The 24,259-nt window shown below is 70.8% G+C and carries 18 protein-coding genes; 6 read left to right on the plus strand and 12 right to left on the minus strand.

The window, feature by feature from the left end; translation table 11 throughout:
* The 4 genes from G5C65_RS08085 to G5C65_RS08100 all read left to right on the plus strand — a co-directional run.
* On the plus strand, positions 1-5,216 hold a 5,216-nt coding region (locus G5C65_RS08085; RefSeq protein WP_165297965.1), incomplete at its 5' end, for an SDR family NAD(P)-dependent oxidoreductase.
* Positions 5,217-5,430: 214 nt separating this feature from the next.
* Entirely contained in the window at positions 5,431-6,195 is a 765-nt protein-coding gene (locus tag G5C65_RS08090; RefSeq protein WP_165297966.1) for a thioesterase II family protein, read from the plus strand.
* Between the two features lie 352 nt (positions 6,196-6,547).
* Positions 6,548-9,298, plus strand: coding sequence for a helix-turn-helix transcriptional regulator (locus G5C65_RS08095; protein ID WP_165297967.1), 2,751 nt, complete (start codon positions 6,548-6,550; stop codon positions 9,296-9,298).
* Positions 9,299-9,402: 104 nt separating this feature from the next.
* Complete coding sequence (locus G5C65_RS08100) at positions 9,403-10,641, plus strand: cytochrome P450 (protein ID WP_165297968.1); 1,239 nt, start codon at positions 9,403-9,405, stop codon at positions 10,639-10,641.
* 74 nt (positions 10,642-10,715) lie between these two features.
* Here the strand turns inward: G5C65_RS08100 and G5C65_RS08105 are convergent, their stop codons facing one another.
* The 6 genes from G5C65_RS08105 to G5C65_RS08130 all read right to left on the minus strand — a co-directional run bounded on the left by G5C65_RS08105 (position 10,716) and on the right by G5C65_RS08130 (position 15,882).
* Complete coding sequence (locus G5C65_RS08105) at positions 10,716-11,828, minus strand: DUF3500 domain-containing protein (protein WP_165297969.1); 1,113 nt, start codon at positions 11,826-11,828, stop codon at positions 10,716-10,718.
* 24 nt (positions 11,829-11,852) lie between these two features.
* Positions 11,853-12,665 carry an alpha/beta fold hydrolase gene (locus tag G5C65_RS08110; protein WP_165297970.1) on the minus strand — a complete coding sequence of 271 codons (813 nt, stop codon included), beginning with the start codon at positions 12,663-12,665 and terminating at the stop codon, positions 11,853-11,855.
* Between the two features lie 99 nt (positions 12,666-12,764).
* Positions 12,765-13,379, minus strand: coding sequence for a TetR family transcriptional regulator (locus G5C65_RS08115; protein ID WP_165297971.1), 615 nt, complete (start codon positions 13,377-13,379; stop codon positions 12,765-12,767).
* A gap of 104 nt (positions 13,380-13,483) precedes the next feature.
* Complete coding sequence (locus tag G5C65_RS08120; protein WP_165297972.1) at positions 13,484-14,632, minus strand: pyridoxal phosphate-dependent aminotransferase; 1,149 nt, start codon at positions 14,630-14,632, stop codon at positions 13,484-13,486.
* The gene (locus G5C65_RS08125) at positions 14,629-15,288 is read right to left on the minus strand and encodes an RraA family protein (protein ID WP_338146280.1); all 660 of its coding nucleotides are present in this window, start codon (positions 15,286-15,288) and stop codon (positions 14,629-14,631) included. Before G5C65_RS08125 ends, G5C65_RS08120 begins: the two co-directional genes overlap by 4 nt.
* Positions 15,289-15,408: 120 nt before the next feature.
* Positions 15,409-15,882, minus strand: a complete 474-nt coding sequence (locus G5C65_RS08130; protein ID WP_165297973.1) for a MarR family winged helix-turn-helix transcriptional regulator — start codon at positions 15,880-15,882, stop codon at positions 15,409-15,411.
* Positions 15,883-16,140: 258 nt separating this feature from the next.
* On the opposite strand from G5C65_RS08130, the gene G5C65_RS08135 reads away from it, so the two are divergent.
* Together G5C65_RS08135 and G5C65_RS39065 are read left to right on the plus strand one after the other, a co-directional pair.
* Entirely contained in the window at positions 16,141-17,085 is a 945-nt protein-coding gene (locus tag G5C65_RS08135; protein ID WP_165297974.1) for an NADP-dependent oxidoreductase, read from the plus strand.
* The gene (locus tag G5C65_RS39065; protein ID WP_241265640.1) at positions 16,967-17,254 is read left to right on the plus strand and encodes a hypothetical protein; all 288 of its coding nucleotides are present in this window, start codon (positions 16,967-16,969) and stop codon (positions 17,252-17,254) included. Before G5C65_RS08135 ends, G5C65_RS39065 begins: the two co-directional genes overlap by 119 nt.
* Before the next feature lie 50 nt (positions 17,255-17,304).
* Here the strand turns inward: G5C65_RS39065 and G5C65_RS08145 are convergent, their stop codons facing one another.
* The 6 genes from G5C65_RS08145 to G5C65_RS08170 form a co-directional block, all read right to left on the minus strand.
* A complete protein-coding gene (locus G5C65_RS08145) occupies positions 17,305-19,053 on the minus strand; it encodes an ABC transporter ATP-binding protein (protein WP_165297981.1) in 1,749 nt (582 codons plus the stop codon).
* Positions 19,054-19,121: 68 nt separating this feature from the next.
* Positions 19,122-20,855 carry an ABC transporter transmembrane domain-containing protein gene (locus G5C65_RS08150; protein ID WP_165297975.1) on the minus strand — a complete coding sequence of 578 codons (1,734 nt, stop codon included), beginning with the start codon at positions 20,853-20,855 and terminating at the stop codon, positions 19,122-19,124.
* A 281-nt stretch (positions 20,856-21,136) separates the two neighbouring features.
* Complete coding sequence (locus tag G5C65_RS08155) at positions 21,137-21,454, minus strand: hypothetical protein (RefSeq protein WP_165297976.1); 318 nt, start codon at positions 21,452-21,454, stop codon at positions 21,137-21,139.
* A gap of 262 nt (positions 21,455-21,716) precedes the next feature.
* On the minus strand, positions 21,717-22,379 hold the full coding sequence (locus G5C65_RS08160) for a terpene synthase family protein (protein ID WP_338146281.1): 663 nt from the start codon (positions 22,377-22,379) through the stop codon (positions 21,717-21,719).
* Positions 22,324-22,773, minus strand: coding sequence for a hypothetical protein (locus tag G5C65_RS08165; protein WP_165297978.1), 450 nt, complete (start codon positions 22,771-22,773; stop codon positions 22,324-22,326). The genes G5C65_RS08160 and G5C65_RS08165 overlap by 56 nt, the downstream gene beginning before the upstream one ends.
* Positions 22,774-22,827: 54 nt before the next feature.
* Entirely contained in the window at positions 22,828-23,904 is a 1,077-nt protein-coding gene (locus G5C65_RS08170; protein WP_206441371.1) for a polyprenyl synthetase family protein, read from the minus strand.
* Positions 23,905-24,259: the final 355 nt, after the last annotated feature.

Genomic DNA, 24,259 nt, shown 5'->3' on the forward strand with positions numbered 1-24,259 from the left:
TGGGGGATCCGATCGAGGCGCAGGCGCTGCTGGCCACCTACGGTCAGGACCGGGGCGGGGAGGGCCGGCCGGTGTGGTTGGGGTCGGTCAAGTCCAACATCGGGCATACCCAGGCCGCGGCGGGTGCGGCGGGTGTGATCAAGATGGTGATGGCGCTGCGCAACGGGCTGCTGCCCCCGACCCTGCACGTGGATGAACCCACCCCGCAGGTCGACTGGTCGACTGGCGCGGTGGAACTGCTGACCCAGGCGCGGGAGTGGCCGGAGGTGGACCGGCCGCGCCGGGCGGGTGTCTCCTCCTTCGGGATCAGCGGCACCAACGCCCACATCATCCTGGAGCAGGCACCGGAACCCGTCGATGAGGCGGCACCGGCACGTACGGTGCGGCCGGGGCTGGTGCCCTGGGTGGTCTCGGCGCAGTCCGAGCCCGCCCTGCAGGAACAGATCAAGCAGCTGCGGTCCTTCGTGGCCGAGCGGCCCGAGCTGGATGTGGTGGATGTCGGCTGGTCGCTGGCCACCACACGCGCCGCCCTGGAACACCGCGCAGTCCTGACCGGGGACAATGTCCTGGCGACCGGGGTGTCCGGCGAGGGCCGCCTGGCGTTCCTGTTCACTGGTCAGGGCTCACAACGCCCCGGGATGGGCCTCGACCTCTACGAGCAGTTCCCGGTCTTCGCCGAAGCCTTCGACGCGGTCTGCGCCCGCCTGGATGTCCGACTGGAGCGTCCGCTGCGCGCGGTGCTGGCCGACGGCACCGGGCTGGAGGGCACCCTGTGGGCGCAGGCAGGACTGTTCGCCCTCGAAGTCGCCCTCTACCGGCTGGTGGAATCCTGGGGCATCACCCCGGAGGTGCTGCTGGGTCATTCGTTGGGTGAGATCACCGCCGCGCATGTGTCGGGGATTCTCGATCTGGATGACGCGTGCACGCTGGTCGCGGAGCGTGGCCGTCTGATGCAGGGGCTTCCGGCTGGTGGCGGGATGCTGGCGGTGCAGGCCGCCGAGGCGGACGTCGCCGACTCCGGGCTGGATGTCGCCGCCGTCAACGGTCCCCAGTCCATCGTGCTCTCCGGCGACCTGGAGACCATCGAGCGCTACGCGGCCGAGTGCGCGGGGCGCGGCTGGCGGGTGAACGTCCTGGCGGTCTCGCACGCCTTCCACTCAGCCCTGATGGAGCCGATGCTGGAGGAGTTCGCGACCGTACTGGACGGGCTGACCTTCCACCCGGCGCGGATTCCGGTCGTATCGAACCTGACCGGTGAGGTCGCCGAGCCCGGCGCCATGCAGCAGCCGGAGTACTGGCTGCGCCAGGTGCGTGAGACGGTCCGCTTCGCCGACGGTGTCGCTGCCACGGGTGCGTTCGGTGTGACCCGGTTCCTGGAGCTGGGACCGGACGGTGTGCTGTCCGGCATGGCCCAGGAAACTGCCGTCGATGCGGTGTTCGCGCCGATGCTGCGCAAGGACCGCGACGAGACCAACACCGCCCTGACCGCCCTCAGCCGCCTGTGGACCACCGGCACCCGCATCGACTGGACGAAGGTGTTCACCGACTGGGGCGGCCGCACGATCCCCCTCCCGACCTACGCTTTCCAGCGTCGGCGGTACTGGCCGCAACCGCTGCCGGAGGGTGTCAGGGCCTCCGGTGCGGGGCATGCGCTGTTGGGGACGGCCGTCTCGTTGGCCGAGGATGATGGGGCGGTATTGACGGGCCGGTTGTCGGTGGGTGTGCAGCCGTGGCTGGCTGATCATGTGGTGCTGGGCCGGGTGGTGGTGCCGGGGGCGGCGCTGGTGGAGATGGTGTTGCGTGCGGGCCGGGAGGTGGAGTGCGGTGTGGTGCGGGAGCTGGTGTTGCAGGCGCCGCTGGTGCTGCCGGACTCGGGCGGGGTGCAGGTGCAGGTGCGGGTGGGGAGCCCGGAGGAGTCGGGTGAGCGGCCGGTCGCGGTCCATGGCCGGGTGGACGGCACACAGGCGTGGGTACTGCATGCCTCCGGCACACTGACCGGGCAGACCGGGCAGACCGGTTCCGGGGCGGACTTCGACCTCGGGATGTGGCCACCGCAGGATGCGGTCGAGGTAGGGGTGGAGGGGTTCTACGAGGCGCTGGCCGGGGCGGGTTTCGGCTACGGTCCGGCCTTCCAGGGGGTGCGGGCGGCCTGGCGTGCGGGGTCGGTGGTGTATGCGGAGGTGGCGCTCGCCGAGCCGGTGGAGGGGCTGGGTATTCACCCCGCGCTGCTGGACGCCGCGCTGCACCCGGCGGGTCTCCTCGCCGACCAGGGCGAGGGTGATGGTGGGGGTGGGGGTCCGCGGTTGCCGTTTGTGTGGTCGGGTGTGGAGTTGTTCGCGGTCGGCGCACAGGCGTTGCGGGTGGCAGTGCACGCTCAAGGTGACGGCGTCAGGGTGCAGGCCGCGGATGGTGCGGGGCGGCCGGTGCTGGCGGTGGCATCCCTGGTCTCACGGGAGGTGGCGGCCGATCAGCTCTCCCCGGCCGGGACACCCGACGAGGACGCCCTCTTCACCATCGAATGGAAGGCCCTGCCCCCGGCCGATCCGTCCGCGCCGGGAGACTACACCCCGCTGCTGGTCGGGGGCGGGCCGGTGGAACTGGTGACGGGTGAGGTCCTGCGGGGCGTACAGGAATGGCTGGAGGCGGAGCAGGCCCCCGCCGCACGCCTGGCCGTGGTGACACGCGGTGCCGTGCCCGCAGTCCCTGGCGACCGTGTGGATGTGGTGGGTGCGGCGGTGTGGGGCCTGGTGCGCTCGGCCCAGTCCGAGCATCCCGACCGGATCGTCCTGGTGGACACCGACCCCGCCCTCGCAGCGGACGAAGAGGTGCAGGAGGCGTTGCTGGCGGCTGGGGGTGAGCCGCAGGTGGCCATCCGCGACGGGCAGGCATGGGTACCGCGCTTGGTACGGGCCGGGACCGGGGACGGGCTGGTGCTGCCGCAGGCGCGGGAGGGATGGCAGCTGATACCGGGAGACGACGGCACGCTGGAATCCGTGCGTGCTGTGACCTCGCAGCCAGAGGCGCTGCGTGCGGGGCAGGTGCGCGTCGCGGTCCGTGCCGCGGGGGTGAACTTCCGCGATGTGCTGATCGGACTGGGCATGTACCCCGAGCCGGGAGTGATGGGCTCGGAAGCCGCCGGAGTGGTGACCGAGACCGGCCCGGGGGTGGAGGACCTGCGGCCGGGAGACCGGGTCTTCGGCTTCTTCAACGGAGCCTTCACCACCGAAGCGGTCACCGAACGCTGCCTGCTCGTGCACGTCCCGGCAGGCTGGACCTGGGCACAAGCCGCCTCGGTCCCCCTGGTGTTCGCCACCGCATGGTACGGACTACGCGACCTGGCCGACCTCAAACCAGGCGAATCGGTACTGATCCACGCCGCAGCAGGCGGCGTGGGCATGGCCGCAGTCCAGCTCGCCCGCCACTGGGGCGCCCAGGTATACGCCACCGCCAGCCGGCCCAAATGGCCCACCGTGGCCGGGGCGGGCGTGGACCACTCCCGCATCGCCTCCTCACGCGACACCGCCTTCGAGGAACAGATACGCACCGCCACCGACGGCCGCGGCGTGGATATCGTCCTCAACTCCCTGACCGGGGAGTTCATCGACGCCTCCCTACGGCTCCTGGCACCCGGCGGCCGCTTCATCGAGATGGGCAAAACCGACCTGCGCACCGACACCGGCGTGCCCTACCACCCCTTCGACCTCTCCGACGCCGGCCAGGAACGCATGGGACAGATCCTGACCGACGTGGTAGCCCTCCTCGAACAGGGCGCGCTGAAGCCGCTGCCACTGCAGGCATGGGACATACGCCAGGCCACCACCGCCTGGCGCCACATGGCCCAGGCCCGGCACGTGGGCAAGAACACCCTCACCCTCCCCACCCCCCTCAACCCACACGGCACCGTCCTGATCACCGGCGGCACCGGAACCCTCGGCACCCTGCTGGCCCGGCACCTGACAGCCGAACACGGCATCCGGCACCTGCTGCTCCTCTCCCGCCAGGGCCCGCACGCACCCGGCGCCACAGACCTGACCACCGAACTGACAGAACTCGGCGCCACCGACGTACGGATCGCAGCCTGCGACGCGGCCGACCGCGACGCCCTGGCCGCCGTCCTCGCGGACATCCCCGACCACGCACCGCTGACGGGAGTGGTGCACGCCGCCGGAGTCCTGGACGACGCCGTCTTCACCGCCCTCACCGAGGAGCGTCTGGGCACGGTGCTGCGGGCGAAAGCCACCGCCGCCGCCCACCTGGACGAACTCACCCGGGACGCGGACCTGAGCATGTTCGTCCTCTACTCCTCCGCCTCCGCAACCTTCGGCACCCCCGGCCAGGCCAACTACGCCGCCGCCAACGCCTACCTCGACGCTCTGGCCACCCGACGCCGCGCCCAGGGCCTTCCAGCCCACTCCCTCGCCTGGGGCATGTGGCAACAAACCAGCACCATGACCAGCCACCTCACCGGCGCCGACCGCACCCGCGCCACCACCACCGGCACCACCCTCACCAACACCCAGGGCCTCACCCTGTTCGACGCAGCGCTCACTCACCCAACCCCGCATCTCCTCCCCATCAACCTCGACCCCGCCACACTCCACAGCCATCACAACATCCCGCCGCTCCTCCACGCACTGGTGCACCGCCCTCTGCGGCGCGCCCTGGAGGAAGCGGCGCCCAGTGGGCCGTCACTGGCCGACCGGCTCGCAGCGATGCCCGCCTCTCAGCACGACGCGGTCCTGCTGGACTTGGTGATCACGTCCTCGGCAGTGGTCCTCGGGCACACCTCACCCGAGGCGATCGCCGCGGAGCAGCCCTTCAAGGACCTCGGGTTCGACTCGCTGACCGCGGTCGAGCTGCGCAACCGGCTGGCCACCGCCACTGGGCTCCGGCTACCCGCCACCCTCGTCTTCGACTACCCCAACCCGGCCGTACTGGCGGAGCACCTGCGGGACGAGCTCGTCCCGGCGGACAGGACACCGGGCGAGACGCTGCTGGACGAGTTGGCGCGTATGGAGGGCGAGCTCGCCGAGCTGACGGGCGGGGAGCTCGAACTGACGGCTGGGGAGCGGGCGATGGTCCGCTCCAGGTTGGAGGTCATGCTCGAACGGGTACGGAACGGGGAGCGGCAGGCTGCCGGGGCCGACGACAGGGATCTGGCGACCGCCACGGCCGACACCATCTTCGCGCTGGTCGACGAGGAGCTCGAAGGCTGAGACCCGGGCTCCGCACCCGGCGGCGACCCCGAGGTGGCCCGCGATCTCGCTATAGGGGTTGACCGGCGGACGATAGGGGGTTCACGGTAGGGGTTGCCGTCTGCGCTCTCACCTCTGAGGATATTCCCAAACGACCACTTGGATACTCACACATTCATGCGATGTCGCAGGCGCGGCCGACCCCGCGGCGCCTACGACGACGAGGGATCGGTGGATGACGGCTGTGCAAGACGATATCGGATTGTGGATTCGCCGGTACCATCCGGCACCGGACAGTGCCATCAGGCTGCTGTGCCTACCGCACGCTGGCGGCTCCGCCAGCTTTTACTTCCCGGTCTCCCGGTCGCTTTCGCCGACCGTTGAAACCCTGGCCGTACAGTACCCGGGCCGCCAGGACCGACGTTCAGAACCGAACATCGACGATCTGCCCACCCTCGCCCGCGGGATCCTGGGTGCGCTCGACGGATGGCTCGACAAGCCGCTCGCGCTGTTCGGACACAGCATGGGTGCGACGGTCGGTTTCGAGCTGGCGCGCATGCTGGAGCAGGAGCGGGGTGTGGTACCGGCCTGGTTGTTCACCTCGGGGCGGAGGGCCCCGTCCATGCCGCGGGACGAGCGGATCCACCAGGAATCCGACGAGGGGTTCATCGCGGAGCTGCGACGCCTGAACGGCACCGACGGCAACATCCTCGGCGACGAGGAGATGCTGCGCATGATCCTGCCGGCGGCCCGCTCCGACTATCGGGCGGCGGAGACCTACCGCTATGTGCCCGGCGCTCCACTGAGTTGCCCGGTCACCGCCTTCGTGGGCAACGACGACCCGAAGGTCACGGTCGCAGAAGCGCGGGCCTGGGAGCAGCACACCACCGCCGAGTTCGACTTCCACCAGTTCGACGGGGGACACTTCTATCTCACGACGCACCAAACCCAGTTGCTGAAGATCATGGCGGACCAGTTGCGGTCCGTCTCATTCCGGTAACCCTGCTCGAAGTGGCCCGCCATGGGCCGATTGTTCAGCCTGGGAACTGTCCGTGCGGAAACCTGCGGAAACCCGAGGCAATGCCGTGCATTACCTCTCTATGCGTCACGTGCATATGCGTCACGTGGCACCACACCGCGATGGCAGGGTCCGGGCAGTACCAGCATGCATCGTAGCGGGCCCGACTCCTTGCGTTAAGTACTTCGTACGCTTCAGTTCGCAGTATTCAGTCACTGACATGGTGCGGGGCTTTCACCGCAGTGTCGTGAGCGCTAACGGAGTCGAGACGACCGCTGGTTAGCTCACGGAGAGTGTGTCTATGGTCCGGGTCGAAGGGGATGCAGAACTAGCCGTGCTCCGCGCGTCCCTCACCGCGTGCGTCGGCGGCACCGGAGGGGCAGTGGTCATCCGCGGCCCGGTCGGGGTCGGCAAGACCGAGCTCCTGCGCAGCCTGGCGCGGGAGGCGGCCGCAGCCGGGGTCACCTATATCGGTGCCACGGGATCCCAGACCGAGCAGGCCATCTCCATGGGCGCGATGACGCAGCTCCTCGCCGGGTTGGAGCTGCCGGACGAGGAGGCGGCGCGGGCCCAGCGGCTGCTGGAGGCCGGAGCGCTCGCCTCGACGCTGCACGACGGCGACGACGAGTCGTCGACCCATGCCATCGTGCCGGTCCTGCACGGCCTGACGAGCATCATGCTGGCCGTGGCCGAGCGGACGCCCCTGCTGATCGGGGTCGACGACGCGCACTTCGTCGACGCGGCCTCGCTGCAGTGGCTGCGCTACTTCGTGCGCCGTATCGACCGCGCACGCGTCCTCGTCGTGCTCAACGACACCACGACGGTCCGGCCGACGCAGCCGATGATCTGGGCCGAACTGCTCAGCCAGCCGCACCGCCAGCTGATCCGCCTCAACATGCTGTCACCGATGGGCGTCGCCGCGGTGCTGCGGGCCGAGGGCATCGACCTTGAGGACAACACCCCGGCGGCGCTGTACGAGGCGACCGGCGGCAGCCCGCTGCTGCTCATGGCGCTCATCGAGGAAATCCGGGCGGCGCAGGCGCGCCGGTGGGCCGGCCATCCCGAAACCTCGTTCCCCTCCCCCGGGTACGCCTTCGGGCCGGCCGTGCTGAACTGCCTGATGCGCAGCGATCCCAGCCTGCTGCCGCTGGTGCGCGCCGTCGCCGTACTGGACGAGGCCGTGCCCGTCGCCTTCCTGGCCGAACTGCTGGAGTGGACGACTTCCGCCGCCGCCTGGGCTGTCGACGCCGCCACCGAGGCGGGCCTGGTCGCGAACGGCCGGCTGCGCCATCGGCGGTCCCGCGAGGCGGTGCTGGACCTGATGGGTCCGCAGGAGCGCGCCACGCTGCACGCCCGGGTCGCCGAGCTGCTGGACCGTGCCGGTGCCGCGCCGGTACGCGTCGCACGGCACTGGGTCGCGGCGCGTCAGCCCATGCCGCCGGGGTCGGTGCCGGTGCTGCTCAAGGCGGCCGAGCAGGCCCTGGCGGAGGACGACACGGGCCTCGCTCTGGACTGTCTGCAGCTGGCCGGCCGCGAGGACGCCGACCCGGATTCACGCATCGGCCTGGAGGCGCTGCTGGTGCGCGCGAAGTGGCGGCTCGACCCCGCCTTCGCGGAGCGCCACGTGGACAGCCTCCTGGGCGCCTCCCGGTCCGGGCAGCTCTCCGCCGAGGACTCCCTCGCGCTGGTCGCGCCCCTGGAGTGGTACGGCAGGCCGGCCGACGCCCAAGCGGTGCTGGACCGGGTCGAGGCGTCCACCCGGGCCGAGGGGCACGACCTGGCGGTGCCGCTCTACAACGCCCGCATGGCGCTGGCGTACTGGTACCCGAACGTGGTCGAGCCGGTGCGGGAGGCACCGGTCGCCTCGTCGGCGCAGTCGGTCACCACGGCCCAGCTCAAGACGCTGGCGGCGGGCATCGTCCAGACCGTCTACGCGGCCGGGTACACCGACGACGCCGTGGCCGACGCCAAGGCTCTGCTGCAGAGCAGCCGCCTGGAGGACGACACCCTGTACCCCATCCAGATCGCCCTGGAGACGCTGGTCTTCGCGGACTGCCTGGATACCGCGGCGTCCTGGTGCGACCGCCTGCTCGGCGAGGCGCGGCGGAGGTCGGCGCCCACCTGGCAGGCCGTGCTCTTCGGGCTGCGGGCGATGGTGAGCCACCGTCAGGGCGAGCTGGCCGAAGCCGAGCGGCATGCCCGTGCGAGTCTCCTGCAGATTCCGCCCAGAGGGCTGGGCGTGCTCATCGGCATGCCGCTGTCCGTCCTGATCATGACCGCTACCCGGGCGGGCGAGAACGAACAGGCGCTCAGCCATCTGAATGTGGCAGTGCCGGACGCCATGTTCCAGACCACGATCGGCTTGCACTACCGGCACGCCCGGGGCCACTACTACCTCGCCTGCGGCAGCCACGAGGCCGCGATCGAGGACTTCGAGGCATGCGGCGATCTGATACGCCGCTGGGGCCCGGACGCCCCGGGCCCGGTGCCGTGGCGCACCGACCTCACCGCGGCCCGGCTGGCGGGCGAGTTCTCCGCCGATATGGTGGCCGCCGACCAGATCGAGCGCTTGGGCACCCAGAACGCCCGCACCCGGGGCATCACACTGCGGGTCCTGGCCGCCTCCAGCGAGCTGCGCAGCCGGCCGCCGATCCTGCGGGAGGCGGTCGAGCTGCTGCGGGCCACCGGGGACCAGCTGGAGCTGGCCGACACCCTGGCCGAGCTGAGCAACGCCCAGCACGCGCTCGGCGAGTACACCCACGCCCGGGTCATCGGCCGCCGGGCGCGACAGCTCGCCAACCAGGCCGCGGTGGTCGTGCCGGAGCAGTACCGCCTGCCGGCTGAGGCGGTTGCCGCGATCGACCCCCCGGAGGACGACCCGGCCATCTTCGAGCTCAGCGACGCCGAGCGCCGGGTCGCCTCCCTCGCGGCCCAGGGGCGCACCAACCGGCAGATCGCCCAGAAGCTGTTCGTCACGGTCAGCACCGTCGAGCAGCATCTGACGCGGGTCTACCGCAAGCTGCAGATCAACAGCCGCTCGGACCTGCCGACCATCCTGCTCTCCTGGGTGGGCGATCCGAGCTGAGGACGGGCCGGCCCGCGGGTTAGGGGTGTCCGGTAGGGGGCGATCATCATTATGCTCGCGAATCCGAGAACATGAGGGCGAGGCTAGGTGAGGAGCTGGCGCCGATGCGGCCGGGCGAAAGGGCGTTGCGCGCGCAGCTGGCCTTCTTCCGGGACTTCATCCGGAATCAGGCCGAACAGGGAGACCCGTACGCCAATGTGCTGGGCGTTCCGGAAAACCCGTATCCCCATTACGAGGAGGTCCGGGCCCGGGGCCGCCTCTACCGGAGCTCTATCGGTTCCTGGGTGACGGCGGACCACAAACTCGCGAACGAGATCCTGCGGGACCGGCGCCTCGGGGTCCGGAAGGCCAACGGCGAGAAACTCCCGGAGATCATGAGTTTCGACAATTCGCTGCTCGGCGCCGACCCGCCCGACCACACCCGGCTGCGCCGCGTCATGACCCCGACCCTCAACCCGCGTATGGCCGGGGGCTGGCGGCCCCGCGTCAAGGAGATCTGCAGCCGGCTGATCGACGACATCCTCGCCGAGGACAAGCCGTTCAACCTGATGACCGCCTTCGCACAGCAACTGCCCGTCGCCGTGATCGCCGACCTGGTGGGCATCCCGGAGCGCTGCCGCGCCGACTTCTTCCACATCAGCCGCCGGATCACCCCGCTGCTGGAGGGCGTGGTCACCTACGAGCAGACGCAGAGCACCGAGGCCGCGATCAAGGAGATGACGGATCTCTTCGTCGACATCATCGCGCTGCGCAAGGCCGATCCGCAGGACGATATGATCAGCCGGCTGGTGCCGCTGGTCGACGAGGGCACACTGAGCATGGACGAGCTCGTGCCGATGGTCACCTTCGTGCCGCTCGCCGGCAGCGAGACCACGGTCAACCTGGTCGGCAACGGGATCCTGGCGCTGCTGGCCCACCCGGAGCAGTGGCAACTGCTCGTCGAGCGGCCCGAACTGGCGGCCGGCGTGGCCGAGGAGACGCTGCGCTACGACCCGCCGGTGCAGCAGTACCGGCGCATCGCCCACGAACGGATCGAGCTCGCCGGCCACACGCTGCCCGTCGACGGCGAGCTGGCGATCATGGTCGGCGGGGCCAACCGTGATCCGCAGGTCTTCCCCGATCCGGGCACCTTCGATATCACGCGCGACATCGGCGCCGACACCCTGGCCTTCTCAGCGGGAATCCACTACTGCATGGGTGCGTCACTGGCGAAGCTGGAGGCGGAAGTCGCGTTCGAGGCGCTGACCGCGCGGATCCCGCGGCTGCGCCGCGCCGGCCCGATCCGGCGCAGCGGATCGTTCATCATTCGCGGCATGCGGGAATTCCCGGTGGCCGCCCGCTGAACCATTCCCGTGGGCTCATCGGCCCATCGGCCCATGGCGGCGAGGGCGGATGGCGCCAGAGGCGAGTCGGTGGCTCATGGTGTGTGGTGGGCGGCGTGGTGGGCGGCCAGGACGTCGCCGCCGAAGTCGGCCTCCGGGTCCCGCCACACGGCGTGGGCGTGGTTGACGCCGCGATGGATATTGGTCCACTCGATGAGCAGCCGCGGGCCCTGCAGACGGTAGTAGTGCGGCTCGCCCGCCGTGGTGGAGCCGGCCCAGGCGAGGTGCACGGCGTCCAGCACCGCCGGGTCGTCGTAGCGGGGCAGCGGGGAGACCCCGTCCGGGACGCGGTCGAGGTAGGTGCCGAGCAGGGCGCGCAGCAGCTCCCGCTGCGCGGTGTCGAGTTCGGCGCCCGGCAGGCCCTTGGGCGCCGGGGTGAGGGCCAGCGCCCGCTGGTTCGCACCGTCGAGGCCGGTGGCCGGCTGCTCGGCGCGGTCCGGGGTGTGCGGCCCTGGGCGCCAGAGTTCGCCGCGCCTCACCACGCGGTCGTCGATCCGGGTGCTGTTGCCCGCCACGATGTCGTTCGGGGCGCGGGGCAGCAGCACCGCGCGCGCCGCGGACTCGGGGCGCAGGGAGCGGACCAGCTCACGGGCCAGGTCCTCGGCCGTTCCCAGCGGGCGCAGCGTCGCGCCGCCCAGCAGCGGCGACGCGGCGGGGTCGGCGCCCAGGAAGCACGGCGTGGTGGCGGCGACGCGGCCGTCCACCACGAGGTTGTTGAGCGAGACGTGGTGGCCGCCGAACCGCCACCCCCACGGCTGCGGCCCGCCGGGCTCACCGAAGACCCGCAGGTAGTACATGCTGGGGTCGCGGGTGCGCTCCCGCCCCCAGTTCACCGAGAAGCCCTCGGTGCGGTCGAGCACGTTCTCCAGGCCGAGCACGGTGGCGACGGTGGTGTACCCGGCTTCTGACAGCCCGGTCGCGACCAGCCGCATCACCAGCCGGTGCTGCGCTGGACGCTGCTGGTGGAAGGTCAGGCCGCCGTGGTCGGTGGGCGTGTAGAACCAGCGGGTGCGTTCGGCTTCGGCCGCGCCGCCGGCGCCCGGGGGCGGGCCGACCGCCACCGCGCGCTGGCCCGCGTCCAGGGAGTCCAGCCACGCCCTGGCTGCTTCGGCCATCCGGCCGGCGACCTCGCGGCCGGCGTCACTCATGGCCGCGAGGCCCCGTCGGGCTGCTCACGCCGCGTCCACTCCGAGGTACTCGCGCACCCACTGGGCGATGGTGTCCGCGAACTCCACCCCGATCCCGTGCCGCCCGCCCTCGATCGGGCGCAGTCGGGCGTTCGGCATCCGCTGCTCCATCAGGACGGCGCCCTCGTAGGGCGCCGGCCGGTCCTCCGTGCCGTGCACGATCAGGGTGGGTGCGGCGATCTCCCCGAGGTGGTCCCGGATCTCGTGCTGCCGGGCGGCGGCGTGGCGGCGGGCGCTCTGCTCGGGAGTTCGGGCGGTGAGCGTCTCCCGGGCCGGCCGGGCGCGCATCGCGGCCTGGCCTTCGGGGGTGAAGAAGTACTCCGGGGCCGCCTTCTTCCGCTCCTCGTGGGACATGGTGAAGAGCTTCTCGATGACCTCACGGCCCAGCTCGTAGCTCGGCGTGGTGGCGACCAGGATGAGGGATGCGACCCGTTCGGGATGCCGGAGCGCGGCGTGCTGGGCGACGGCGCCGCCGAAGGAAGTGCCGAACAGGTGCGCGCTCTCAAGCCCCAGCGCGTCCAGAAAGGCGACGAGGTCATCGGCGAGGTCGCCCGCCGTGTACGGGTCCGGCGGGTTCACGGTGAGCCCCGAATCGCGCTGGTCGTAGGAGATCGCCCGGATCCCCGCGCCGAGGTGCGTGCGGAGCGTGGTGTACGCGGTGCGGTCGCTCTCGCCGCCGTGTACGAGCACGAGCGGCACACCGCTGCCGGCGTCGATATACCCGACTTCGAGCTCACCCGCTCGCACCGTGGAACTGGCCGATTCGGCAGTCTCGCTCCCTGGCTGCTGCGTTGTCATCGCCGACCTCCTAGTCACCGCGATACATAGACCTCTATGCGATTTGAGATGAGCGTATCACTTAATGCTCAGGGGTCGACGGCATCCGGGGACGGGCGATCAGCCCGCCCGCGCCCAGCCGCGCAGCGCGCCGCGGTACGCCTCGGTCAGCCGGCTGACGACCTCCCGGCGGGTCAGGTCGGTCTCCTGCAACAGGTCCTGGAGCTCCCGGGGATCGAACATCATGTTGCCGAGGAAGACGGCGTACTCGATCATCTCGCCCGGGAGGCCGAGGTCGTCGAGCAGTCCCCGCACCGGCCCGCTCCAGGCGTCCCGCATCACCACGATGATCTCGTTCCCGCTGTGCAGCCGCTCCAGATAGCCCCGTCGGGACCGGAGCTGCACCAACGCCGGGCCGTGCTCGGCGAGCAGGTCCAGCCATTTGTCCACAACGGAGTCGAACAGCGGTTGCCCTTCCGCGGTCGACGCCGCGCTGAAGTCGCGGAGCTCCTCGACGACGCTGAGCACATACGCCGCGAGCACGTCGTCCACCGAGGAGTAGTAGCGGTAGGCGGTGGCCGGGCCGATCTCCGCGCGGGACGCGACCGCCTGCATGGTGAGCTGCTCGGGCGCCTCCCGGGCAAGTTCGCCGACGGCCTCCAGGAGGCGCCGGCGGTTGCGGCGGGTGTCACTGCGCAGCCTCCGCCCCCCGCCTGGGGCCTGCTGATCGCTCACGGGCCTCCTCCGCCTCGTCGACGTGCAGGAAGAGGGTATCCCGTCCGAGCGCGGCGCCGACCGCCTCGACGTGCGGGAACGCGGTACGCACACACCCGGCCCCGTCAGGTGCGCGCACGGCCGAGGTGGCGAACGAGGCGTTCCAGCCCCGACCGCAGGTCGTCCTCGGAGGCCGCGAACGAGATCCGGACGTGCCCCTCCCCCGAGGGCCCGTACTCGGCACCGGCCCGGACCAGCACCCCCCGCTCGGCGAGCTCGCGGGCGACCGCCTCGGAGCCCCTGTCGGCGTCGTAGCGGAGGAACCCGTAGAACGCCCCCTCCGGCGGGACCAGATGCAGGCCGGGAACGCCGGACAGGTGCGCGACCACCAGCTCGCGACGCCGCCGGTACCGGTCGGCCATGGCGTCCACGACGCTGTCCGGCAGATCGAGGGCGGCGAGAGCCGCGTGCTGGGCCGCCGTGTCCGACGAGCCGTTCAGGGTCCGGTGCGCCTGAGCCGCCGCGTCCACCACCTCGCGCGGCCCGGTCAGATATCCCACGCGCCAGCCGGTCATCGCGTATGTCTTGGAGAACGTCTGCACATACACCGTCCGGTCGCGCAGGGACGCGATCTCCAGGGCCGAGGTCGGCTCATGCCCCGGGTAGGCCAGCCGGTGGTACGCCTCGTCGCTGACGACGAGGACGTCGGAGCCGTCGAGGAGCCCGCCCAGAGCCCTGAGTTCCTGCTCACGGTGCACGATGCCGGTCGGGTTCGACGGGTTCGAGAAGATCATCATCGCGGCGCCGGGAAGCGCGGCGGCCAGCGCGTCAAGGTCCCAGTGCAGATCCGGGGCCAGCGGGACGAAGTCCACGGTGCCCCCGGCGAGGACGACCAGGTCGGCGTAGAGCGAGTAGGCGGGCTCCGGGACGACCACGCGGTCACCGGGGCCGACCATCGCCAGCACGACCGCAGCCAGCGCGGCGGTGGCGCCGTGGGTGACCACGACGTCGTCCGCGGTCCAGGTGCGGGCGGGGTGCGCCGGCAGCCTCGCCGCGAGCGCGGCGCGCAGCTCCCGCAGGCCCTGCTGGTCGGCGTAGTGGGTCTCCCCCGCGCGCAGCGCCGCCACGGCGGCATCGATCACCGGCGGCGGTGTCGGGAAGTCCGGCTCGCCCATGGCGAGGGAGACCGCCCCGGGCGGGGCCGGGGCGAGGGCCGGGCGCCGTGAGCTGCGGCGCAGCTCCGCCATCCGGGAGGCGGGCAGTCCGGCGGTCATCGGGCGGTCTGGGGGCGGTCGGGGCGCGCGGCGAGGATGCGCTGCCGGAGCGCCTCCTCCTTCTCGCCGATCCCGTCGACCGCGTCGGCGACCTCCCGCACGCGGTGCCGTGGGACGGTGACGACGCCGTCGGAGTCGCCGACGAGCACATCGCCCGCCGCCACCACCACGCCGCCGACGGCCACAGGTGCGCCGACGGCACCGGGCCCGTCCTTGAAGGGACCGGCGGGTGTGACCGCCCGCGCATAGACGGCCAGGCCCATCTCGGACAGCGCCCGGACGTCGCGCACCGCGCCGTCGACCACGGCGCCGACGACTCCGGCGTTCACCATGATCTCGCCGATGAGGTCGCCGATCAGGGCGCGGGTCATGTCGCCGTGCCCGTTGACGACCAGGACGTCGCCCGGCCGGGCCTCGTCGAGCGCACGGTGAACGGCCAGGTTGTCGCCCGACCGCACGTCCACCGTCAGCGCGTTCCCCAGGAGTGCGGCGCGCCCGGTGCACAGCCGGATGCCGCCGTCCATGACGGTCATCCGCTGCAGCGCGTCGCCGACGTTGGCGGCCGGCACCTCCCCCAGGCGGCGGGTCTCCGCTGCCGCTGTGCGATCCCAGCTCGGAGCGATGGACACGCTGTCCGCTGCCGCAGCGATGAACACGATGACACTCCATTCTCAAGTGAGGTGCCACTCTCAGTTATGGGGACCATAGTTCCCCCGGTGTCCGGCTGCAATCGTCCGAGCCGCAGAGCCGATGGAAGCCCCGCCCGAGGGCGGCGCTCAGCCCGCTTCGGGCTCCTGGCGCACGGTGGCGGCGATGCGGGTGAGCGCGGCCGAGAGATGGCGGCGCTGAGCGGCGGTGAGCGGATCGAACACCAGCCGCTTCACCTGCGCGACGTGCCCCGGCGCACTCTCGACGAGCTTCCGCCGGCCGGCGTCGCTCAGGGTGGCGAGGGTGTAGCGGCCGTCTCCGGGGTCGGGCCGGCGGGCGACCCAGTCCCGGGCTTCGAAGCGGTCCATCACCTTCGACAGACGGGGCTGGGCGCTGTCGCAGTCCCGGGCCAGGTCGCCGAGCCGCATCGTGGCCTCGTCGGCCATGGACAGCCGGGCCAGCACCCCGTACTCGAAGTTGGAGATGCCCGCGTCTCGCTGCAACTGGCGGTCAAGGGTCGCCGGGAGGGCGATGACGACTGTGAGCAGCGCCTGCCACAGCTCCTGCTGGTCGTCGTCGAGCCAGGGTGACTGGGAGTCCATGAGCCCTATCATACTTGCCCAGGCAACTCGCATCACTTGCCTGGGCAACCTTCGGCGCGCTACCTTTTCACTTGCCTCGGCAAGTGAAAGTCGATGCGGCTGACCTGAGCGTCCCGACGGGCCTCACCTTCCCGCCTGATCGCCGCATCCCTTGGCGACGACTGACGCCGACTGATGACAACTGACGACAACTGACGACAACTGACGACAACTGACGACAACTGACAACGACACCGATACACCCTGGAGGAAAGTGCCATGAAGGCCATGCGTTTCCACGAGTTCGGCAGCAGCGAGGTCCTGCGCTACGAGGACGTCGACCGTCCGGTCCCCGGCCCCGGGCAGGTGCTGGTGCGGGTGGCGGCCACGTCGTTCAACCCGGTCGACGACCACATCCGCGCCGGTGTCCTGGCCGAGATGCTGCCGGTCACCCTCCCGTACGTGCCGGGGATCGACCTGGCGGGCACCGTCGCCGGACTCGGCCCGGACGTGACCGGCTTCGAGGTCGGCGACCGGGTCGTGGCGATGCTGCCCCTCGGCTCCGCAGGCGGCACCGCCGAGTACGCGGTCGCCCCGGCCGAGTCCCTGGCCCCGGCGCCCCGGACGACCGAGCTGGTCGACGCCGCTGCGCTGCCGCTGACCGGCCTGGCGGCGTGGCAGACGGCGTTCGAGCTCGCCGAGCTGAAGCCCGGCCAGACCGGCCAGACCGTCCTGGTCAACGGGGCGGCGGGCGCGGTGGGCAGCCTCGTGGTGCAGCTCGCCGCCGATGCGGGAGCGCAGGTGACCGCGGTGGACGGGCCGCAGCACGCCGACCGCCTCCGGGACTACGGCGCGCACCGGGTCGCCGACCCCCTCGACCTCGCCGCGGGCCCCGCCGCCGTGGGCGGCCCCTTCCAGGTCGTGGTGAACCATGTGCGGCTCTCCCCGGAGGAGCTGGCGCAGCTGACGCACTACGTCGCCGACGGCGGGGTCGCCGCCAGCAGCGCGGGCCCGGTTCCCGAGGACCCGGCCCGGGGGGTGCGCAGCGCGAACCTGTGGGTCCGCAGCGACGGAGCCCAGCTGACCGAGCTGGCCGCCAAGGTGGATGCCGGCGCGCTGCGGCTCCACGTGGCCGCCCACCGCCCGGCGACCGAGCTGGCCGCCGTGCACGAGGAGGCAGGCGCCGGGCGGCTGCCCGGCAAGACGGTCGTCCTCGCTCCCTGAGGACAGGGGGAGAGGTGCTTCGAGCTTCGGCGAGTCCAACCCGCTGCAGCGCGTCTGGCGCGACACCGAGGCCGGGAGCCGGCACGCGGTCCTCAATCCCGAGGTGGCTGCCGAGATCTACGGGAAGTCGCTGTTCGGCATACGGGGCTCGGTGTCCGCGCTGGTGTAGGGCGTGACCGAGCTCGAACCGGGTGACCGCCTCACCGAGCACGGCCGTGTTCAGTCGGTGGCCGGGGCTGTGCGGGTGAACTGGGCGGCGTGCAGCCGGGCGTAGGCGCCCTCGGCGGCGAGCAGGTCGTGGTGGGTGCCCTGCTCGGCGATGCGGCCGTCCTCCATCACCACGATGGTGTCCGCGTCGCGGATGGTGGACAGCCGGTGGGCGATCACGAAGCAGGTGCGGCCGGAGCGCAGCGCCGTCATGGCGCGCTGGATGAGCACCTCGGTGCGGGTGTCGACCGAGCTGGTGGCCTCGTCCAGAACAAGGATCGGCGGATCGGTCAGGAAGGCCCGCGCGATGGTGATCAGCTGCTTCTCGCCCGCGCTGAGGCCGGCCCCCTCGCCGTCGACGACGGTCTCATACCCGCGCGGCAGGGTGCGGACGAACGGGTCGGCGTGCGCCGCGGCGGCGGCCCGGACGACCTGTTCGCCCTCGGCGCCCTCGGCGCCGTAGGCGATGTTCTCGGCGATGGTGCCGCCGAACAGCCAGGTGTCCTGCAAGACCATGCCCACCTTCCCGCGCAGCTCGGGGCGGGGCAGCGCCGCGATATCGACACCGTCCACCGCGATCCGCCCGCCGGAGACCTCGTAGAACCGCATCAGCAGGTTGACCAGGGTGGTCTTGCCCGCGCCGGTGGGCCCGACGATCGCCACGGTGTGGCCGGGCTCGGCGGTCAGCGACACCTCCTCGATCAGCGGCTTGTCCGGCTCGTAGCGGAAGGACACCCGCTGGAACTCCACCCGCCCGGCGCCAGCCCTCCCGCTCTGCCCGCTCTGCGGGCTGCCGGCGTCCGGCCGCTGCTCATCGGCGTCCAACAGCGCGAACACCCGCTCGGCGGAGGCAAGTCCGGACTGGATGATGTTGGCCAGCGCACCCATCTGCGTCACCGGCCGGTTGAACTGCACGGTGTAGGTGACGAACGCCTGGATGTCCCCGACCGTCATCGCCCCCGCCGTCACCCGCAACCCGCCCACCACGGCCACCAGCACATAGTTGAGGTTGCCGATAAGGTTCATCACCGGCTCGATCACACCCGAGAGGACCTGCGCACGGGAACTGGAGCGGTAGACGGCCTCGTTCCGCGCGGCGAACTCCAAAGCGGCCTCCCGCTGCCGCCCGTGCACGGTGACCACCTCATGACCGGTGAACGTCTCCTCCAGATGGGCGTTGAGCTTGCCGGTGGCCTCCCAGGAGCGGACGAACTGCGGCTGGGCCCGCCTCGCCAGCGCCTTGGTCACCCACAGCGCGACCGGAATCGTCACCAGGGCCACCAAGGTGAGCAGCGGCGAGATCCACAGCATCATCACCAGCGCCCCCAGCAGGGTGAGCACGTTGGCGATGACGCCGGTGAGGGTCTGCTGCAGCGTGAGCGCGAGATTGTCGATGTCGTTGGTGACCCGGGAGAGGACCTCACCGCGCGGGCTCCGGTCGAAATACCCCAGCGGCAGCCGGTGCAGCTTCGCCTCGGCCTGCTCCCGGAACCGGAAAGCGGTGCGCTGCGCCAGCCGCACCGCCAACCGCCCCCGGGCCAGCGCCGCCAGCGCGGAGAGGACCACCAGCACCGCGATACCGAGGAGAATCCGCCCGATCGCCGGGAAGTCCACCTCCGCATCACCACCGAGCCCCTGGACGACCCGGTCGGTGACCCGCCCCAGGATGTAGGGCACGACCGTCGCCAGCCCGACGCTGGCGGCGTTGACACCCACCGCGGCCACCAGCAGCCTGCGATCCCCGCCCATCGCACGCAGCATCCGCAGCCCCGAACGGCGCAGCTCCAGCGGCCTGTTCTTGCCGTCCCGGTCCTTGTCGTCCTGCCCGCTCACCGGGCCTCCTGCTCGGTCATCTGCGACAACACCATCTCCTGGTAGGTACGGCAGGACGCGAACAGCTCCGCATGGGTACCGCTCCCCACCACCCGCCCCCGCTCCAGGACCACGATCCGGTCGGCATCCCGGATACCGGCGATCCGCTGGGCGACGACCACCACGGTTGCGTGCGCCACCTCGGCCTCCAGCGCCGCCCGCAGAGCCCGCTCGGTAGCGTGGTCCAGAGCCGAGAAGGAGTCGTCGAACAGATAGATCTCCGGCCGGGCGACCAGCACCCTGGCAATGGCCAGCCGCTGCCGCTGCCCCCCGGAGACATTGCTGCCGCCCTGCCCGATGGGAGCCTCCAGCCGCTCCGGCAGGCCCTCGACGAACTCCCGCGCCTGGGCGACCTCCAGAGCGCGCCACAGCTGTGCGTCGGTGGCATCCGGGTCGCCGTAGCGCAGGTTGGAGGCCACCGTGCCGGAGAACAGGTAGGGCCGCTGGCCCACCATGCCCACACTCCGCGTCAACACGCACGCGTCGAGGGTGCGGACGTCGACGCCACCGACGCAGACAGTGCCCCAGGTGGCGTCCATCAGCCGGGGCACCAGCCGCAGCAGGGTGCTCTTGCCACTGCCGGTCGAGCCGACCAGCGCGGTGGTCGTACCCGGCTCGGCCACCAGATCGATCCCACACAGCACCGGCGCCTCGGCCCCGGGGTAGCGGAAACCCGCATCCCGCAGCACCAGCCGCCCCGGCCGCGACTGCACCGCAACCGGGACAGCGGGCGGCGCCACGCTCGGCTCGGTGTCCAGGACCTCGCGGATCCGCACCGCGCACGCGGCCGCACGCGGGGCCGTCTGGAACGCGTAGGTCGCCAGCATCACCCCGAACAGGATCTGCGACAGATACTGCAAGAAGGCCACCAGCGAGCCGACCTGCATCTCGCCCTGCTCCACCCGGTGCCCGCCGAACCACAGCACCCCCATCCCGGCGAACTCGACGATCAGCATCACCGCCGGGTTCATCAGCGCCTGCAACCGGCCCACCCGCAGCGCCACACCGCTCAGCCCACGATTCGCCTCGGCGAACCGCCGCTCCTCATACCGCTCCCGGACGAAGGCGCGCACCACCCGGATCCCCGTGATCTGCTCCCGCAGCACCCGGTTGACCCCGTCCACACGCTGCTGCATCACACCCGACAACGGCACCATCGACCGCAGGATCAGCACGATCACACCGACCAGCACCGGCAGCACCACCAGGAACAACAGCGACATCGCAACGTCCTGCCCGAGCGCCAGCAGCACACCGCCCACACACAGAATCGGCGCCGTCACCACCATGGTGAAACCCAAAAGCAGCAGCATCTGAATCTGCTGGACATCATTGGTACACCGCGTGACCAGCGACGGCGCCCCGAACCTCCCCATCTCCCGGGCCGAGAAGCCCTGCACCCGCGCATACACCCCAGCGCGCACATCCCGCCCCACCGCCAGCGCGATACGCGTCCCCAGATACACCGCCGCCCCCGCACACACCACCTGCACCAGCGTCACCGAGAGCATCAACCCACCGGTCCGCAGCACATGACCGACATCCTCACGCAGCACACCGTCGTCGATGATGCTCGCGTTCAGCGTCGGCAGATACAACAGCGCAAACGTCTGCACCAGTTGCAGCAGCACCACCCCCACCACCCGGCGGGCATACGGCCGCAGACAACGACGCAGCAGACCAACCAGCACCCAGAAAACACCCCCTCAGTGGCTATTGCCCCTCAGAGGCACTTTAGCACCGAGTGTAGAGGGCACGGGGGCGCGCGCATGCGCGCGCACTCATCCGAGCTGTTCGCCGCCGGTGCCCCGGCGGTTCCGGTGCGTCGCGGCGTCACAGCGCTGCCGGGCCCACCCCCGCCGAGCCAGCACGCCTGCGCAGGTTGTGCCATGGTGCTCTACTCGTCCCCTCCGCCGACGGCCGCAGTTCGCCCACGTGTAGATCTTGGGCAGCCGCGGCGGCGGGGCTCAACTCAGGCCAGGGGCTGGTGGTTCGCACAAGCGACCCGATACGGGTGCCGCGCCTGCCAGCGCTCGATGGCCTCGTGCAGACCGGGCACGGTGAACACCTTCGCCAGCGCGTCGGCGTCCGCCACGGTGAACTGCACGATCGCGGTCGCGATCAGTGCCGGGATGTCTTCCTCGCCGGGGACGGGCAGATGGCGCCGGGTGGTGACGGACTGCACGAGACCCGAGTCGAGCATGATGCGTTCGATATCCGCGAGGTACTGATCGAGCGCGGAGCCCGGCAGGGGGTTCTGGAAGGACACAATCATCGTGTGGTGAATCATGCAGCCATTCTTGACGGCGCACGCCACCGGCGTCCAAGACCGGTTCGGCATCCGTCAATAGCCTGCAGGCATGGCTGAACGACCCGGGGTGCCGACGACGCCCTGCGGGACGCGGTCGCCGCCGGGATCGCGGACGGCATCTTCTTGCACCAGTTCGACGTCGGCACGACGCTGATGTAGGGCGCGAGGGCGTGCACACCTGTCGGGATCCAGGATCTGGCGGCCCCGCGAACGTCCGCGGGCCGCTTCGGCTCGAATCTCCTCAGTGGTCCGCCACGAGGAACCGATGGGTGATCAACGCCCATTCGTAGTATCCCCGTATCCAGGTCCTGCAGTTTTCGGTGAACTTCTCGGCCATGGACCGTTGATCGGGGGGCAGGTGTGCGTGGATCTGCTCTGTCAGAAATTCGAGGTCGCGTATGCGCCTGTTGCCGAATTCCACAGTGGCTTGGGCGGCCTCGGTCACGGTGACGCCCTTCTCACGGGAGAAGGCCATCACCAGGTTGTGGACGTCGCCGTGTGATGCTTCGCGGGCGTAGGAGGCGACATCGTTCACCGCGCCGAGTACGTCACTGGTGCAGTCCGCGAGCGGCCGGAGTGCCCGGCGCGCGTCGTCGGCGAGCTCACCACTGGCCACGCGTTCGATGAAGTCGAAGCTGGGTTCCATGGCCATGCACACGCGGCGGTGCACCAGCAGGTTCTCTACCGGCAGAACAACGTTGAGCCGACGATAGTATGCCTCGGTGACGTAGGCGCTGAGGTAGTCCCGCAGGTTGTTGAGCAATCGCAGCCGCCAGTCTGGGCTCATCCGCGTGGTCCAGGAGACCTGATCGGCCAGTGCTCGCGCGGCTGGGCTGTCCCCATGGTGTTCAGCGTTCTCCTCGCCACGTTGTGCGGCATCGAGGTAGGCGAACAGCGGCTTCAGTACGCCCTGTACGCGGTCTGGGGCGGGACAGTGTCGGGGCGTCGAACTCGTCGTCGACGATGGACGTCCAGGTCACCCACGCACAGATCAGACGGGCACTCATCTCGTCCCTGCACCCGGGGTGGGTGAGCGCGGTGAACTCGGGGATGCGCCATTGTTCGACCTTGTGCCATTCGTCCTCCGTGCCGACCAAGCCGCAGGACGTGCACCAGTCCTTCAGCCAGCTCGCCAGTTGCGCGGAGCCGGGGAACTGTTCTGAGGGCGGGATGATGGGAAACGGAATGTGGAACTGCGCACTTTCGAGGTCGCATTGACTTTGAGGGGGCATCGTCTTCCTCTGGGGCGGTGGATAGGAGACACGGATGGTGTCGCTGTCGCCCTCGGCCAGCAGCACCTCGAAGGCGACAGTAGATTTGACGGCGTCCTGGAGGGTGGGGGTGCCTCGGGCTCAGGTGGCGCGGTGGGCCATGAGATGGGCCAATGCCTTCAAGTCCGCAGCAGCCCGTGGTTCGGGAACGGCTTCCGTGAGTGCGGCGAAGGCCCGCTGCAGCTCCTGGGCCGCCGCCTGCTCGGCAGCACGTCGGCCGCCGGACTCCTCGATCAGCAGCACGGCTTGAGGCACGAGCGGGTCATCCAGGGGGCCGAGCCGTGCATACATGGCAGCGAGCTTCTGGCCAGCCGTAGTGTCCGTGGCCATGGCGGCCAGCACGGGGTAGGTCTTCTTCCGGGTGGCGAGATCGCGGCCGACCGGCTTGCCGGTCACCTTCGCGTCCCCATACAGGCCGAGCAGATCGTCGGTGATCTGGAAGGCGAGCCCGACGTGCCGACCGAAACGGGCCAGATGATGTATCCGCCCCCGCTCAGCCCCGCCAGCCAGCGCACCCAGCGTGCATGCGGCCCACATCAGAGCACCGGTCTTGCCCCCGGCCATCGCCACGTACTCGGCCACGGTCACATCGCTGCGCTGCTCGAAGGCAGTGTCCATCGCCTCGCCCTCGATCAGCTCCAGTGTGGCGTGGGCGAGCACCTGCACCGCGCGGGACACATCGATGTCCGGAGTGTCGGCGAGGACATGAAGGGCCAGTGTGAGCATGGCGTCGCCGCCGAGCAGCGCGGCGGGTATCCCGAACTGCCTCCATACCGTGGGCCGGTGGCGGCGCAGTTCGTCGCGGTCGATCACGTCGTCGTGCACGAGGGAGAAGTTGTGCACCAGCTCCACCGCCACGGCGGCGCCGATGGCGTCCTTGGCGCTGCCACCGACGGCTTCGCAGCTTGCGTACACGAGCGCGGGCCGCACCACCTTGCCGAGCGCCGGGCCGTTCACCGTTCGGCCATGCTCGTCCAGCCAGCCCAGGTGATACCCGGCGAGCACTCTCATCTCCCGGGGCAGGCGCCCGACACCACCGCGCAGGGCAGGTGCCGTCAGCTCCAGCGCACGGCCAAGGAGATGCCAGGCCGGGGCCGATTCCTGCGACTGCGGCAGCGAGGACACAGGCATCGACTTCCTCCACAGGGCGATGGCCATGGCGGGACGACACCCGGCGTGCGGCCTGTCTGCTTGTGCCCAGGCACAGCCGGGTATGGACAGTGCACCGCCCACCACCCCCGCGCTACAAGGCTCCACGGCCGCAGATGCCGTGCACACCGTGCAACCTTGTGCCCTTGTGCCCTTGCTCGGGGCGGTGCGGCTAAAGCCGAGCCGGGAGGGAAGACGTGCACCGTAACCCGAACACCCGCCTGCGTCACCTCATGGAGGAGGCCGGCTGGAGCCAGGCCCAGCTCGCCGCCGCCGTCGCCGCCGTAGCCGCCGAGCGGGGCATGCGTCTGGGCTGCGACCGGTCCTCGGTGTCAAGGTGGCTGTCCGGTACCGTCCCCCGCCC

Origin of the sequence: Streptomyces boncukensis, from assembly GCF_011045075.1 — a bacterium.
Taxonomy (GTDB): domain Bacteria; phylum Actinomycetota; class Actinomycetes; order Streptomycetales; family Streptomycetaceae; genus Streptomyces; species Streptomyces boncukensis.

Excerpts from the sequence above, each read along its gene's own strand:
- G5C65_RS08090 (WP_165297966.1), top strand. The coding sequence starts at position 5,431 with ATGACGGCTGTGCAAGACGATATCGGATTGTGGATTCGCCGGTACCAT.
- G5C65_RS08100 (WP_165297968.1), top strand. The coding sequence starts at position 9,403 with ATGCGGCCGGGCGAAAGGGCGTTGCGCGCGCAGCTGGCCTTCTTCCGG.
- G5C65_RS08105 (WP_165297969.1), bottom strand. The coding sequence starts at position 11,828 with ATGAGTGACGCCGGCCGCGAGGTCGCCGGCCGGATGGCCGAAGCAGCC.
- G5C65_RS08110 (WP_165297970.1), bottom strand. The coding sequence starts at position 12,665 with ATGACAACGCAGCAGCCAGGGAGCGAGACTGCCGAATCGGCCAGTTCC.
- G5C65_RS08120 (WP_165297972.1), bottom strand. The coding sequence starts at position 14,632 with ATGACCGCCGGACTGCCCGCCTCCCGGATGGCGGAGCTGCGCCGCAGC.
- G5C65_RS08130 (WP_165297973.1), bottom strand. The coding sequence starts at position 15,882 with ATGGACTCCCAGTCACCCTGGCTCGACGACGACCAGCAGGAGCTGTGG.
- G5C65_RS08135 (WP_165297974.1), top strand. The coding sequence starts at position 16,141 with ATGAAGGCCATGCGTTTCCACGAGTTCGGCAGCAGCGAGGTCCTGCGC.
- G5C65_RS39065 (WP_241265640.1), top strand. The coding sequence starts at position 16,967 with ATGCCGGCGCGCTGCGGCTCCACGTGGCCGCCCACCGCCCGGCGACCG.
- G5C65_RS08145 (WP_165297981.1), bottom strand. The coding sequence starts at position 19,053 with ATGCTGCGTGCGATGGGCGGGGATCGCAGGCTGCTGGTGGCCGCGGTG.
- G5C65_RS08155 (WP_165297976.1), bottom strand. The coding sequence starts at position 21,454 with ATGATTCACCACACGATGATTGTGTCCTTCCAGAACCCCCTGCCGGGC.
- G5C65_RS08170 (WP_206441371.1), bottom strand. The coding sequence starts at position 23,904 with ATGGCCATCGCCCTGTGGAGGAAGTCGATGCCTGTGTCCTCGCTGCCG.